Source organism: Clostridium tertium, assembly GCF_902652255.1.
GTDB lineage: Bacteria > Bacillota > Clostridia > Clostridiales > Clostridiaceae > Clostridium > Clostridium tertium_A.
Map to the genome: position 1 here is coordinate 15,196 of NZ_CACRTO010000019.1, position 12,943 is coordinate 28,138.

The 12,943-nt window shown below is 26.9% G+C and carries 15 protein-coding genes and 1 tRNA gene; 13 read left to right on the forward strand and 3 right to left on the reverse strand.

Translation table 11 applies throughout. The features are described from left to right. The first annotated feature begins 105 nt into the window (after positions 1-105). The 3 genes from GPX08_RS08205 (at position 106) to GPX08_RS08215 (ending at position 1,624) form a co-directional block, all read left to right on the forward strand. Positions 106-180, forward strand: a tRNA-Gly gene (locus tag GPX08_RS08205). A 294-nt stretch (positions 181-474) separates the two neighbouring features. Next, a complete protein-coding gene (locus GPX08_RS08210) occupies positions 475-1,119 on the forward strand; it encodes a hypothetical protein (protein ID WP_156626329.1) in 645 nt (214 codons plus the stop codon). A 157-nt stretch (positions 1,120-1,276) separates the two neighbouring features. Continuing rightward, positions 1,277-1,624, forward strand: coding sequence for an NrdI protein (locus GPX08_RS08215; protein ID WP_156626330.1), 348 nt, complete (start codon positions 1,277-1,279; stop codon positions 1,622-1,624). Between the two features lie 218 nt (positions 1,625-1,842). Here GPX08_RS08215 and GPX08_RS08220 read toward each other — a convergent pair whose 3' ends face one another. Together GPX08_RS08220 and GPX08_RS08225 are read right to left on the reverse strand one after the other, a co-directional pair. Then, positions 1,843-2,031, reverse strand: coding sequence for an alpha/beta-type small acid-soluble spore protein (locus GPX08_RS08220; protein ID WP_136006063.1), 189 nt, complete (start codon positions 2,029-2,031; stop codon positions 1,843-1,845). A gap of 438 nt (positions 2,032-2,469) precedes the next feature. Further along, positions 2,470-3,096 carry an ECF transporter S component gene (locus GPX08_RS08225; RefSeq protein ID WP_156626331.1) on the reverse strand — a complete coding sequence of 209 codons (627 nt, stop codon included), beginning with the start codon at positions 3,094-3,096 and terminating at the stop codon, positions 2,470-2,472. Between the two features lie 200 nt (positions 3,097-3,296). Here GPX08_RS08225 and GPX08_RS08230 point away from each other — a divergent pair, with 200 nt between their 5' ends. Together GPX08_RS08230 and GPX08_RS08235 are read left to right on the forward strand one after the other, a co-directional pair. Next, on the forward strand, positions 3,297-4,010 hold the full coding sequence (locus tag GPX08_RS08230; protein WP_156626332.1) for an ATP-binding cassette domain-containing protein: 714 nt from the start codon (positions 3,297-3,299) through the stop codon (positions 4,008-4,010). Next, a complete protein-coding gene (locus GPX08_RS08235) occupies positions 4,003-5,604 on the forward strand; it encodes an ABC transporter permease (protein WP_156626333.1) in 1,602 nt (533 codons plus the stop codon). Before GPX08_RS08230 ends, GPX08_RS08235 begins: the two co-directional genes overlap by 8 nt. Positions 5,605-5,666: 62 nt before the next feature. Here GPX08_RS08235 and GPX08_RS08240 read toward each other — a convergent pair whose 3' ends face one another. Continuing rightward, positions 5,667-5,864: a PspC domain-containing protein gene (locus GPX08_RS08240; RefSeq protein WP_156626334.1), complete on the reverse strand. Its 198-nt coding sequence runs from the start codon at positions 5,862-5,864 to the stop codon at positions 5,667-5,669. A 154-nt stretch (positions 5,865-6,018) separates the two neighbouring features. Here GPX08_RS08240 and GPX08_RS08245 point away from each other — a divergent pair, with 154 nt between their 5' ends. The 8 genes from GPX08_RS08245 (at position 6,019) to GPX08_RS08280 (ending at position 12,923) form a co-directional block, all read left to right on the forward strand. Next, a complete protein-coding gene (locus GPX08_RS08245) occupies positions 6,019-6,408 on the forward strand; it encodes a GntR family transcriptional regulator (RefSeq protein ID WP_156626335.1) in 390 nt (129 codons plus the stop codon). 14 nt (positions 6,409-6,422) lie between these two features. After that, positions 6,423-7,553, forward strand: a complete 1,131-nt coding sequence (locus GPX08_RS08250) for a DUF1648 domain-containing protein (RefSeq protein ID WP_156626463.1) — start codon at positions 6,423-6,425, stop codon at positions 7,551-7,553. A 16-nt stretch (positions 7,554-7,569) separates the two neighbouring features. Further along, a complete protein-coding gene (locus tag GPX08_RS08255) occupies positions 7,570-8,631 on the forward strand; it encodes a hypothetical protein (protein ID WP_156626336.1) in 1,062 nt (353 codons plus the stop codon). A 290-nt stretch (positions 8,632-8,921) separates the two neighbouring features. Continuing rightward, on the forward strand, positions 8,922-9,722 hold the full coding sequence (locus tag GPX08_RS08260) for a YhfC family intramembrane metalloprotease (RefSeq protein WP_156626337.1): 801 nt from the start codon (positions 8,922-8,924) through the stop codon (positions 9,720-9,722). Between the two features lie 110 nt (positions 9,723-9,832). Then, positions 9,833-10,297, forward strand: a complete 465-nt coding sequence (locus GPX08_RS08265; RefSeq protein ID WP_156626338.1) for a GNAT family N-acetyltransferase — start codon at positions 9,833-9,835, stop codon at positions 10,295-10,297. Between the two features lie 37 nt (positions 10,298-10,334). Further along, on the forward strand, positions 10,335-10,838 hold the full coding sequence (locus tag GPX08_RS08270) for a GNAT family N-acetyltransferase (protein ID WP_156626339.1): 504 nt from the start codon (positions 10,335-10,337) through the stop codon (positions 10,836-10,838). 320 nt (positions 10,839-11,158) lie between these two features. Continuing rightward, positions 11,159-12,301 carry an ATP phosphoribosyltransferase regulatory subunit gene (gene hisZ / locus GPX08_RS08275; protein ID WP_156626340.1) on the forward strand — a complete coding sequence of 381 codons (1,143 nt, stop codon included), beginning with the start codon at positions 11,159-11,161 and terminating at the stop codon, positions 12,299-12,301. Beyond that, the gene (locus GPX08_RS08280; protein ID WP_156626341.1) at positions 12,291-12,923 is read left to right on the forward strand and encodes an ATP phosphoribosyltransferase; all 633 of its coding nucleotides are present in this window, start codon (positions 12,291-12,293) and stop codon (positions 12,921-12,923) included. The genes hisZ and GPX08_RS08280 overlap by 11 nt, the downstream gene beginning before the upstream one ends. Positions 12,924-12,943: the final 20 nt, after the last annotated feature.

The following is a 12,943-nucleotide window of genomic DNA, read 5'->3' on the forward strand; positions in this document are numbered from 1 at the left end:
TAATTAATTTCTTGAAAATAGGATGCCCTGGGGAAGGGTTTTCTAGAAATAAAAAATACTCTTGACGATTTTTTAATATTATTATAATATATAATTGTAATTTATGCGGAAGTGGCTCAATGGTAGAGCGTCACCTTGCCAAGGTGAATGTTGCGGGTTCGAGTCCCGTCTTTCGCTCCAATATTATCCGTACAAGATAGATGCAGATTAGTATCTTTTTGTACGGATTTTTTTATTTTTTTATAAATCATAAATACTGGGGTGATAAGGCATGGAGTATAAAAATATTATGTATATAAATAGATTAGAGGCTATGAAAAGGATTGAGGATATTAATATTGAATAGAAGTATAGGTAAAATAGGTACATAATCTTCATTCAAACACACCTTATACTATATTTTCCTTTAAATGTATATATTGTTATTAATATGTGATAAAATTCAACTATAAAGTGATATAAGAGGGATTAACTATGAAAAAATATATGGTAATTTTAATAGTAGGTTGTGTTTTTATATTTACTCTATTTGGATGCACTAATAAAGTAAGTAATATTGATGATAATGAGAGTGAATCTAATGTTCAGGCATCGGAGGAAATACCGGAGTCATATTTTGTTTCTAATGAAAATTATTTTGATTATCAGACAGGATTAGAGTGTGCAGCATTTTCATCAGCTTATCTTTTACGAAATTATGGTGAAGAGGCTTCTGGAATGGAACTTTTTAAGGATTTCCCAGGAAAATTAGCTCAAGGTGGAATTACACCCTACGGAATAGTAGATTTTTTTGAAGGGAGAGGATATACTGCAGAGTATGTTTGTGATGGAACAGTGGAGGATTTGAAGGGTGAAATAGCAAAAGGTGCTCCTGTTATAGTGTTTATTCATGTAGAAGAACCATATACAAATCCACATTATACTCATTATATTCCTATAGTAGGTTATGATAAAGAAAATTTTTATTTTGCAGAAAGCTTAGATTATTTAGCTAATGGCAAAAATGAGAAGGGTGTAATTTATAATCGTAAAACTGATATAGAAAAGTTCAAAAAACTATGGACTAATATAGATAATATGTGGGATAACCCTTATTTTACTATCTCAAAAGAAACATAAGTTTAACGTTTTTTTTGTGTAGATTTTTTTATTAGAGCAATTTTGAATTATTTATTAATAAATATTATTAATAAATAATTTTTATTAATAAATACTTACATTTTGCTTTTTATGTGGTATAATAAATTAAATTAATACATAAAGAGGAGAGAAAAATATGTTAGTAGTATATGATAGTAGATTTGGTGCGGGAAAAGCATTTGCTGAAAAATTAGGAAGACCATCACAAAGCGTTAGTGAGCCATTAAATGAAGAATGCGTTCTTATTACACGTAATGAAGGGTTTGGTCAAATTACACAAATTACAAGGGCATTTTTAGATGAACACAAAGATCTAGTTCGTGGCTTTGTTGTTAATGGTAGTATGGAAAGACATGCTGAATCATATTGTTTTGCAGCTGATAAAATTGAAAAAGAATATGGACTTACTTGTCTTCGTAAAATCAATGGACAAGGAACAGATGAAGATGTAGAAGCAGTAAAAGCTGCCATAGAAAATTTGTAAACTAAAAATAACTTTCTTAATTTAAACGAAAAGGGGCTGTCGCATAAACATCCCAAATTGAGAATTAAAAATGAAGAATTATTTATGTAATTCTTATAGAATTACGAAAATTAATTTCTTTTCAAAACTCCTTCGGGAGTTTTTTTCATTAATTTTTCATTATTCATTCTTAATTTTTCATTGTGCGACAGCACCTTTTATTATTAGATAGTATTAATTTATTTTATTTTTGATTCGTATTGTTCTACCATTCTCTTAACCATTTCGCCACCAACGCTACCGCATTGTTTTGAAGAAAGGTCACCATTATAATCTGAGAAAGGTACTCCCATTTCACCAGCTACTTCATTTTTGAATTTAGCTAATCCTTTCTTTGCTTCTGGAACTAATTTTGTGCTGCTTGCCATAATAAGCGCCTCCTTAATTTGTGTTACAAAGTTTTATTTAACTTTGTGCTATTATGTTATGTAATAAATGTCTTTATAAACTATTAAATTTAATGCAAATAAGGGGATTATTGGAGGAGTTGTCTATCTTTATTATGTTTTAAAATGCACAGCATTTTAAAATGAAAAAATTAAGAAATTAAGAAATGAAAGAATGAAGGAAGAGGTTTTGAGATGCAAAACCTCTTCTGTTTTAAATATTACCATATAAAAAATCCATAAGGATCTTTTTATGGAGATTTTGCCGTTTTTTCATTTTTTCATTTTTTCATTCTTTAATTCTTTTATAACAGATTGCTTAGCAATCTATTATAAAAGCTCTATGTGGGTAGCTTGTATATAACAAGTTTTCCTCATAGAGCTTGTAAATTCAATTCAATTTAAGTTTATGTTTTATGTCTAAATTCTTTTCTTTTGCATTTTAAATATTGCAATTACTATAGGTGTAACAATTACAGCAGATAATATTGCTTCAGCAATACCATTTGTACCTATTACTGTAAGTAGGGCCGTAGTAACTGCATTTAAAGAATTATCAGCTATAGTACCTTTGTCCATAAGTATTGCTGCATAATCTTTAAAGTAAATTAAGTAAATAGTGCCAAGAACTCCAATAGTATTAACTAGAGATCCACATATTGCTGCAATGATTATAGATACTTTTGCATTCTTTATTTTTGATTTTATTAGCTTATAAATATAATAAGCAATTATTCCAATTAGTACTCTAGGTAATATAGATACTAATGGATTATAAAAGAATGGTGACATTGGTGTTGGAGCTGTGATATTTTGATATATTGAAAATAATCCAAAGATAAATCCAATAGATGCCCCTACAACAGGACCTTCAACTATGGCTCCAATTATAACTGGTAAATGTAAGATTGTTAGTTTGAAAAGTGGTAAAGGTACAAAACCAAGTCCAGTTAAGCCTAGGAATAAACAAATTCCTGATAGCATAGCTGTAACTACCATCTTTCTAACATTTTCATGGGATTTTCCCACCCCTCGAGTGTTTAACATTTTGACTCCTCCGTTCTTATTCCTTACAGGATATAATTCGGCAAAAAAATAATTTTTGCAAAGTTCGGTTTCAAAGAATACCGACTTATTTAATTTTATCATATATGAATAAGCTGTAAAGAGAAAATTCGAAAAATTGTTGCATTCTTATTCTATCTGTTATACAATATATATAACAGATAGAATAGGGGGGTAATAAGATGTTAAATATAATAAATTATTCTAAGGCATATAAAAATGGGAAAAAAGCAGTGGATAATATATCTCTAGAGGTGAATCCAGGAGAGATATTTGCTTTTATTGGGCATAATGGTGCAGGTAAAACAACGACTATAAAAGCTATAGTTGGTATTTTAGATTTTACTGAAGGGGATATTTTAATAGATGGAATATCTATTAAGGAAAATCCTATGGCTTGCAAAGAAAAAATTGCATATATTCCTGATAATCCAGATATATATGAATCTTTAAAAGGTATTCAATATTTAAATTTTATTGCAGATATTTATAAGGTTTCTAAAGAAGATAAGGAAAGAGAAATAAAAAAGTATGCTGAAATCTTTGAAATAACAAGTGCACTAGGAGATTTAATTTCATCTTATTCTCATGGTATGAAGCAAAAATTAACTATTATTTCAGCTTTACTTCATAAGCCAAAGTTACTAATATTAGATGAACCATTTGTTGGATTAGATCCTAAAGCTTCTCATTTATTAAAGCAAGAAATGAAAAAATTATGCAATGAAGGAGTAGCTATATTTTTCTCAACTCATGTTTTAGAAGTTGCTGAAAAGTTATGTGATAAGGTTGCTATTATAAAGGATGGAAAAATAGTTTCAAAGGGTACTATGGAAGAGGTTAAAGGAAATAGTTCCTTAGAAGATATATTTATGGAGTTGATAGATAATGAATAATTTATGGAGCCTTACAAAAATATCATTAATAAATAGTATTGGAATAAATAAAATAACAAGCCCTAGATCTAAAAAAGAAAGAAATAAGTCTATATATTTAGCTTTAATGCTGACATTTGCTGCTGTTATGATAAGTTTTACAGCAGTGATTTATTCAAAGTTTTTAGCAGATGGGTTAAAAAGAATGGGATTTTTAGATATGTTACTAACATTAAGTATTATTTTAACTACAGTAACAATATTTTTTACATCTATTTATAAAGCACAAGGTGTATTATTTTCTTTTAAAGACTATGATTTATTGATGAGTTTACCTATAAAAAGAAGCTATATTTTAATAGTTAAAGTATTTCAGCTTGTATTAATAAATTACTTAGTTAGCATCTTTACTTTTGTTATACCAGCTATAGTATATTTTGTTTATGCAAAGCCATCAATATTATTTTTTGTATATTTAATATTAATATTTTTAACTTTACCTTTAATACCTTTATTAATATCATCAATAATTTCTTTTGGAGTTAGTTATATTTCAAATAAATTTAAATATAAAAACTTAGTTATTACAACTGGTACTTTATTAATAGTTCTATTAATAGTTGTAGGCTCTTATAGTAGTGGAGACTTTTTACAAAAAATATTATTAAATAGTTCGTCAATAAATGATGCTATATTTAAAATTTATCCTCCAGCAGTGATGTTAACAAGGGCATTAGCAGAAGGAAGCATTATAGACTTAGGCATTTTTCTTATAATTTCTATAGGATTTTTTAGCTTATTTATAATAGTATTTAATAAGGCATATAAGAAAATAAGCTCAAAACTTCAAGAAAGTTATAAGAGAAATGATTATAAAATTACTTCTATGAAGTCATCAAGTATAACAAAAGCACTATTAATAAAAGAAGCAAAAAGATATTTTGCATCTCCTATTTATGTATTAAATACTATAATAGGGCCAGTACTATTACTAATTATGGCAGCTGCAACTTTGTTTATGGGAGAAGATATAATATATATGATTTTTGAACTTAAGTCGGTAGGAGAATTAATGCCATTAATGATTATAGCTGTTACTTGTGGTATTTTATCACTTTCTTGTACTACTAATTCATCTATTTCTATGGAAGGTAAAAACTTATGGATATTGAAAAGCTCTCCACTTAATCCATTAGAAATATTTAAAGCTAAGATATTATTAAACTTAATATTAATTGTTCCAGCTTTAATAATTAGTAATATAATATTTTTCTTCTCATTAAACTTTAGTTTTACACAAGCTTTATGGTTATTTGTAATTTCTATACTATTTTCAATGATTGTAGCTATGCTAGGAATTGTAGTTAATTTATTTTTCCCTAATATGCATTGGGTATCTGAAACAGCAGTTGTAAAACAAAGTGCAAGTGTTATGATACAAATGTTAATATCAGTAGGTATTCTAGCTGTACCTATACTTGTAAAATATTTTAATATAATTTCTAATAATAATTTATTATTAAGTTTAGTTTTAATATTTGAATTGGCAATATTAGCTGTAATAAGTGTAATTCTTTCTAAAGTATCAGTAAGACAATTTAATGAATTAAATTAAAAAATTAACTGACAATTGCGATGCAATTGTCAGCTGCTTATATTAATAAAAATAAACTTTAATTACATTAATTCAGATTTATCAGGCATTATCAGTGCACAACCTATATAAAATATAAGGCCAAGTGAAAAAGAGCAAAGTATTATTAATAGAGTTAATACTCTTATCAATGTAGGGTCTGCATTAAAATATTCAGCCAAACCAGCACATACCCCAGCAACTTTTTTTTGAGCAGAGATTTTGTAGAGTTTTTTATTCATTAAAATCATCCTTTCCAAACTACAAAATAATATGTTTTAGTATATTATACTTCATTTTTCTATTATATAATGTAATTATTGTACAATTTTTTTCTTAAATTTATTATAAAAAAAGTCTTAAAAAATATTAATGGTCTTAGAAAGAGGTGATAAATTGATTTTAAGAATTAATTTTGATTCTGAAATACCTATATATATACAAATTAAAAATCAAGTTATAGAAGGTATAGCAAAAGGGGAAATTGATAAAAATGAAGAATTACCTTCAGTTAGGTCTTTAGCAGAAGATATAGGCGTTAATATGCATACTGTTAATAAAGCGTATTCTATTTTAAAAGATGAAGGATATATAAAGATAGATAGAAGAAAAGGTGCAATTGTTGATCTTAATTTGAATCAGTCTATGGAGAGTTTTAAGGAAGAAGTTAATGCAAATATATATTATTATATGGCTCAATGTTTTAATAGAGGAATTGAAAAAGAAGATATTAAGTCATATATAGATAAGGTTTTTCTCGATTTTAAAAATGAAGAGGGTGAATAAGAATGGAAGGAATAATGGAAAAAATAATATTATTAGGAACTATTATTTTTGTAAGTGTAATTTTATTTATTTCTGGATTACTAGTTAATAAATTCTCGAACAATGGTATCTTCTTTGGTGTTAGGATTCCAAAGGAATATGAAAAAGATGAAGATTTAATAAAATTAGAGAAAGAATATAAGAAAAAATTTACGTTATTTATTTTACCTTTTTTAATAATAATAAATATATTAATGATTTTTAATACCAAAATATCAATTTATTTAATAACCTTATTTGTATTAATTATAGTATCTAATATTCCTTTAATTATCTATTGGAAAAAAACTATGAAGCTTAAGGAAGAAAAAGGATTTAGAAGTTTTGGAGAGAATGTAGTAGTTGTAGACACATCTATAAGAAAGCCTAAGGTAAGAGAAGATAATGTAATAATAAAGACAAAAACTTTTTTAACATTATTAATAATACCTTTAATAACTATGATAGTAACTCTTATTGCCTATAAAAATGTGCCTAATCCATTTCCAATTCATTATAATGCTGCAGGAGTAGCAGATAGCTTTGTAGCTAAAGATGGATTTAAGGGATTCTTCTATTTAGTTTTATTTCCTATCTTAACTCAAACCGGAATGATAGTTTTATTAACTCTTACTAATAAGTTTGCAGTTAATGGGAAAACAGAAATAAATAGTGGAACCTTAGAGGAAATAAAAAAGCAAAGGAAAGTATTTAAGAGAATAAATTCTATACTTTTATTTATTATAGCTATTGAAATATCGATTATGTTTTCTATAATTCAATTCTGTACTTTATTTAACTGGAATGTTCAAGTTATAAACTATATATTCCTTCCAGTAATATTTATAACTATAATAGTTTTTTCTGTTATTACTTATAAGATTGGACAAGGTGGAAAGAATATAAAATATAATAGTAATGAAAAAGAAATTTATAGAGATGATGATAAGTATTGGTTATTTGGGAACTTTTATTGTAATAAAAATGATCCTAGCATATTTGTAGAAAAAAGAGTAGGGATAGGTTGGGATGTTAACTTAGGTAATCCAATAGGTGCTACAATAATGATACTTCCATTTGTATTAATAGCTATATTGATAATATATTTTATAGTACAAGGACTGTAACTGTAGGGGGGATATTTTGAATAATTTAGAAGAAATTTTAGTAGGAAACATAACTTTAATTGTTTTAGGAATTATATCATATTATTTAAATAGTTTCTCTAACAGCGGCCTTTTCTTTGGAATAAGAATACCTAAGAAATTTATAGAATATGATGAAATAGTAGAGCTTGAAAGAAAATATAAAAAGACAGTAATTACATTATATTTATCAATAAGTATATCATTTAATATATTGTCATTTGGCTTTACTGAAAATAAAGAAGTAGTTTCACAGTTACTATCGATTTTTATGGTAGGCTGTATATTAATTAATAGTGGGATTTTTGCACTATATAATAAAAAAATTAGAAATTTAAAAGAGAAGAATAATTGGAACTATAAAAACAATACAGTAGCTGTAGATACATCTTTAAGAAAACCTAAGAAAGATGATAAGTATAAGCCTTTGCCTAGCTTCATATTTATAGTACCCATATTTATTCCTTTAATAATAGTAATCTTAACTTTCCTAAGACAGGATAACTTAAGATATGTAAGTTTACATGAATTATATAGGTTACCAATAAATATGCTTGCTATGGTGATAGTCATTTATATTATGGCAAGGGTAAGTTTAAGTTCTAGGATAGATATAAATAGTACTAATTTAAAGAGTACTATTTATAAAAAGAAGATATTAAAAATGTTGTTTTCTATTATCTTTTTAGTAACGGAAATAGGACTTATAATTTTAAACTCAATTAAACAGTTAGGTCTAATTTATACTTTTGATACTAGTAGAGTAGAATCTATTCTTAATATATTGATTGCAATTATTATGATAGGATTTTTAATATTAATTATATTAATGGGAAGTAAGGGTAGAATATCCATAGATAAAGAGAAAACTGAAGAAGAAGTATATAATAATGACGATAAATACTGGGTTTTAGGAATGTTTTATTATAATAGAAAAGATCCATCCTTTATGATAGAAAAGAGAGCTGGTATTGGATATACTGTGAATTTCGGAAATCCAAAGGCGCTTATATTTTTTGTTATTTTAATTTTATTTGTTATTTTTATATCTAAAATATAATTATAGATTTTGATATTTCTTTAAATTTTCTTCGAATGATGAAAATATTATTTAAGTATAATATTAATATTTAAACTATATAAAGTGATTCTTAGTTTTAGGTAGAGTTTTCTTAAAAAGTAGTGAACAAAAATATTGCATTTTGTGTGAATCACTTTGATGGAGTGTAGGATGACTACTCTATCTGAAGGTTAGAAAAATCAATTCAGGCGCGTGTCAGAGCTTAGCTCCAGCTTATAAAAGGTGGGGGTGTTAGCAATGGTAGTGCTCCGTAAAATAAGGAGGGTATTATGGTCAGTAATTTATCAATTATATTCATGGGAATAAGCCTTATTATTAGTCTATTTGTACCTATAGTAGGAATGATATACTTAAAGAAAAAATATAATGCAAGTCTTAAGGTGTTTTTTATAGGAGCTCTTGCATTTTTTATAGCTGTTAATATAATAGAAAGCCCAATTCACACATATTTCTTAAGTTATAATAAAAGCACAGCAAGTTTTTTATTAAATAATCCAGTTGCATATATGCTATATGGTGGATTTATGGCAGGTATCATGGAAGAAACTGCAAGACTTGTATCTTTTAAGTTTCTTATCAAAGGAAGAGATACCACTACAGCCTTAACTTATGGAATAGGACATGGTGGTATAGAAGCTATATTAATAGGAGCAATTGGTAGCTTAAATTCAATAGTCTATGCTGTATTGATAAATAAAGGTGGATTTCAATCAATAATGGAAGGCGCATTAGTATCTAAAGATATTATCGATGCAACTTACAACCAATTTGTAAATACCAGCTCATTATTATGGTTAATGACAGGAGTTGAGAGATTAATAGCTCTTTCAGTTCAGATAGCTCTTTCAGTTTTAGTATTATATGCAGTTAAAGAAAGAAAATATATTTATTATGTAATAGCTATAATAAGTCATGCTATTATGGATTTTCCAGCTGCTTTATATCAATTAGGTGTGTTGAAGAATGTATATTTAGTGGAATTAAGTATTTTAGTTATGGCTATTATATTAGCAACATTTGTTTTTAGAAATTTCTCAACAAAAATGCAAAAATATAATGAAATAATTTAAAAATATAATATAATATTAATAAGGTGATAAATTTCATCTTAAAAAATAATAGATTTCTATTTTGGTAGGAGTCTATTATTTTTATAGGGAATAAAAAGGGGGAATTTTTAATGAAGGATATTAGGTTTAGAAGAGCTAGGGCTGGAGATGAAGCACAGATTCTAAAGCTTGTAGAAGAAGTGTTAACTCCTTATGGCTTAAAATTAAATCCTAAAGGTGAAGACTTAGATATTACTAATATAACTAAATTTTATACTAAAAATAATGGGGCATTTGAGGTGTTAGAATTTAAGAGGAAAATTATTGGTAGTTACGGTATTTACAGAGTTGATGATGAAACTTGCGAACTTAGAAAGATGTATTTAAGCAAAGATTTTCAAGGTATTGGATTAGGTAACATAATGATTGAAAATGCCTTTAGGATCGCAAAGAATTTGCATTACAAAAATATTACTTTACAAACTAATTCAGTACTATATAAGGCTCTTAAGCTTTATAAAAAGTATGGATTTGAAGATTTCCAAGATGAAGTATGCGAAAGATGCGATATAGCAATGAAAAAAAACATTGCTTAAAAATAAACTAAAAGTATCAAGAAGGGATGGAGTATTTATGCGTTATTATGATACGAATATCGAAAATGTTAAGGTAAGAGAAACCAAGGAAGGAGATACTGCTTTAATTTTATCCTTTATTAAGGAATTAGCTGAGTATGAAAAAATGACTAATGATGTTATTGCTACAGAAGAAACTATTAGAGAATCTGTTTTTAACAATAATAGAGCAGAAGCAGTAATAATTGAATTAGATGAAAAGCCTATAGGATTTGCTTTAGTCTTTTATAATTTTTCAACATTTATAGGTAGGTATGGATTATACTTAGAAGATTTATTTATAAGAAAAGAATATAGAGGAAGAGGAATAGGAAGAGAAATATTTAAGTTTTTAGCTAAAAAAGCATTAGAGCAAGGTTGTAAGAGAATGGAGTGGGCTTGCTTAGATTGGAATGAACCATCTATTAAGTTCTATAAATCTTTAGGAGCTGTACCTATGGATGAATGGACAGTTTATAGACTTACAGAAGATAAAATAAAAAACTTAAGTGAAATGAAATAATAATGTGCTGTGGCACAATGAATAATGAAGAATGAATTTAAAATTTTTAAAGGGGTTGTCTATGAGACAGCCCCTTTTATTTAATAACTAATAACTGATAGAGAGTAGGTACACATTTTAAAATGAAGAATGAGTAAAATTCATAATCTACCTTAGCAACTGATGAGTTATTATTTTATAGATATTAACATGGATTTATAAAATAAACTCAAGTTATGTTAAATTTATTTAATTTTCTGTCAACTTATTGACATTGAATTAATATTAATATACTATTATGATAATACTTTAAAGTTATAAAGTGTAAAAGGGGTGAGAGTATGAATAAGAATATTATTCCAGAGGGAACAAGAGATTTAACTAATGAGGAATGTTTAAAAAAAGATAGGGCAATTAATTTAATAAATAATGTTTTTAATTCTTGGGGATACAAGAAAGTAATCACGCCAAGCATAGAATTTTATGAAGGTTTTAGATATGAGTATTCTGGGCTAAAAGAGGAAAATGTATATAAATTTTTTGATTCAAAAGGAAGAATATTAGCCTTGAGACCAGATATGACTATACCTATTGTAAGGCTTGTATCAACTAGATTTAAAGATGTTGAAGAGTCTATCAAAATTAGATATGAAGCTAGTATATATAGAGTTTTTGAAGAATTTAGTGGAAGAAGAAATGAATATACTGATTGTGGAATAGAGCTTATAAATAAAGAAAATGAGTTTGCTGATTTAGAAGCATTAATAATTGCAATAGAAGCTTTAAGAGCTACTGGGGCCAAGAATTTTAAAATAGAAATAGGAGAAGTAAATTTCTTTAAATCTGCTATAGAAGCTTTAGATATTTCAGAAGAGGACAAGTTATCCTTATCGATATTAATTGAAAAGAAGAAAATAGAAGAGTTAAAAAAATTTCTCAAAAAATTAGATGTTGAAGACAATATAAAAAATACATTTTACAAGTTGCCTCTTTTATTTGGAGAAGGAGCAGATATTTTAGAGAAGTATAAAGAAATGTCCTTTAATTCTAAAATGAATAATAGCATAAAATATTTAGAAAATATTTATAAAAGATTGGATAACTTAGGATATGGAGAGTATTTAACCTTTGATTTAGCTATAACTCCCAGGCTTAACTTCTATACAGGAATAATATTTAGAGGATATATTGAAGGATCAGGAAATATTGTTTTAAGTGGTGGAAGATATGACGATTTAATTGATTCAGTTAAAAAAGGATACAAGGCAATAGGATTTTCTATTAATGTAGATGAATTAAGTAGTATTTTAAACTCAAAGCTATCAAAAGAAGAAAGATATAAGATTATTTTTAGTAAAGATAATGAAATAGAAGCATTAAGAAAGAGTATGGAGCTTAGAAAAGAAGGCTATGTAGTAGAGGTTATTCCTTCAGAAGATGAAAAGGGAATAAAGGTTTTAAAGGAGGATTATTATGGGGATTAGTATTGCTTTAACTAAAGGTAGATTAGAAGATGAAGTAGTTAAGATACTAGATGAAGCAGGATTTGGAACAGATGAGCTTAAGGATAAGGGAAGAAAATTAGTATTTAAAGATACTAAGTATGACGTAAATTATTTTTTAGTAAAAGCTAACGATAGCATAACTTATGTTGAACATGGAGTTGCTGATATTGGGGTAGTTGGATTAGATACTTTAATAGAAAAAGGTCATAATTGTTATGAATTAATGGATTTAGGCTTTGGTAAGTGTAAGTTTATAGTAGCGGCTATGCCAAATAAAGACTTATTTAATATGAAGGGGCATATTAAAATAGGGACAAAGTATCCTAAAGTAGCTAAGGAATTCTTTAAAGAAAATAATATAGATGTGGAAGTAATTAAAATTGATGGTTCTGTAGAGCTTGCACCAATTCTTGGCTTATGTGATGGAATAGTAGATATTATGGAAACAGGAACTACTCTTAAGGAAAATGGGTTAGTAGTATTAAAAGAAGTTCAAGATATTAGTGCTAGATTAATAGTGAATAAGGCAAGCTTTAAGCTTAAGCAAAAAGAAATAAGCTTTATATTAGAAAAAATAAGAGAAGTAATAAGTGCTAAATAAGCAATAAATAAAGGGGAAGG

Bases quoted from the DNA above. Each gene is read 5' to 3' on its own strand.
- GPX08_RS08210 (WP_156626329.1), top strand. From the start codon at position 475: ATGAAAAAATATATGGTAATTTTAATAGTAGGTTGTGTTTTTATATTT.
- GPX08_RS08215 (WP_156626330.1), top strand. From the start codon at position 1,277: ATGTTAGTAGTATATGATAGTAGATTTGGTGCGGGAAAAGCATTTGCT.
- GPX08_RS08220 (WP_136006063.1), bottom strand. From the start codon at position 2,031: ATGGCAAGCAGCACAAAATTAGTTCCAGAAGCAAAGAAAGGATTAGCT.
- GPX08_RS08225 (WP_156626331.1), bottom strand. From the start codon at position 3,096: ATGTTAAACACTCGAGGGGTGGGAAAATCCCATGAAAATGTTAGAAAG.
- GPX08_RS08230 (WP_156626332.1), top strand. From the start codon at position 3,297: ATGTTAAATATAATAAATTATTCTAAGGCATATAAAAATGGGAAAAAA.
- GPX08_RS08235 (WP_156626333.1), top strand. From the start codon at position 4,003: ATGAATAATTTATGGAGCCTTACAAAAATATCATTAATAAATAGTATT.
- GPX08_RS08240 (WP_156626334.1), bottom strand. From the start codon at position 5,864: ATGAATAAAAAACTCTACAAAATCTCTGCTCAAAAAAAAGTTGCTGGG.
- GPX08_RS08250 (WP_156626463.1), top strand. From the start codon at position 6,423: ATGGAAAAAATAATATTATTAGGAACTATTATTTTTGTAAGTGTAATT.
- GPX08_RS08260 (WP_156626337.1), top strand. From the start codon at position 8,922: ATGGTCAGTAATTTATCAATTATATTCATGGGAATAAGCCTTATTATT.
- GPX08_RS08265 (WP_156626338.1), top strand. From the start codon at position 9,833: ATGAAGGATATTAGGTTTAGAAGAGCTAGGGCTGGAGATGAAGCACAG.
- GPX08_RS08270 (WP_156626339.1), top strand. From the start codon at position 10,335: ATGCGTTATTATGATACGAATATCGAAAATGTTAAGGTAAGAGAAACC.
- hisZ (WP_156626340.1), top strand. From the start codon at position 11,159: ATGAATAAGAATATTATTCCAGAGGGAACAAGAGATTTAACTAATGAG.
- GPX08_RS08280 (WP_156626341.1), top strand. From the start codon at position 12,291: ATGGGGATTAGTATTGCTTTAACTAAAGGTAGATTAGAAGATGAAGTA.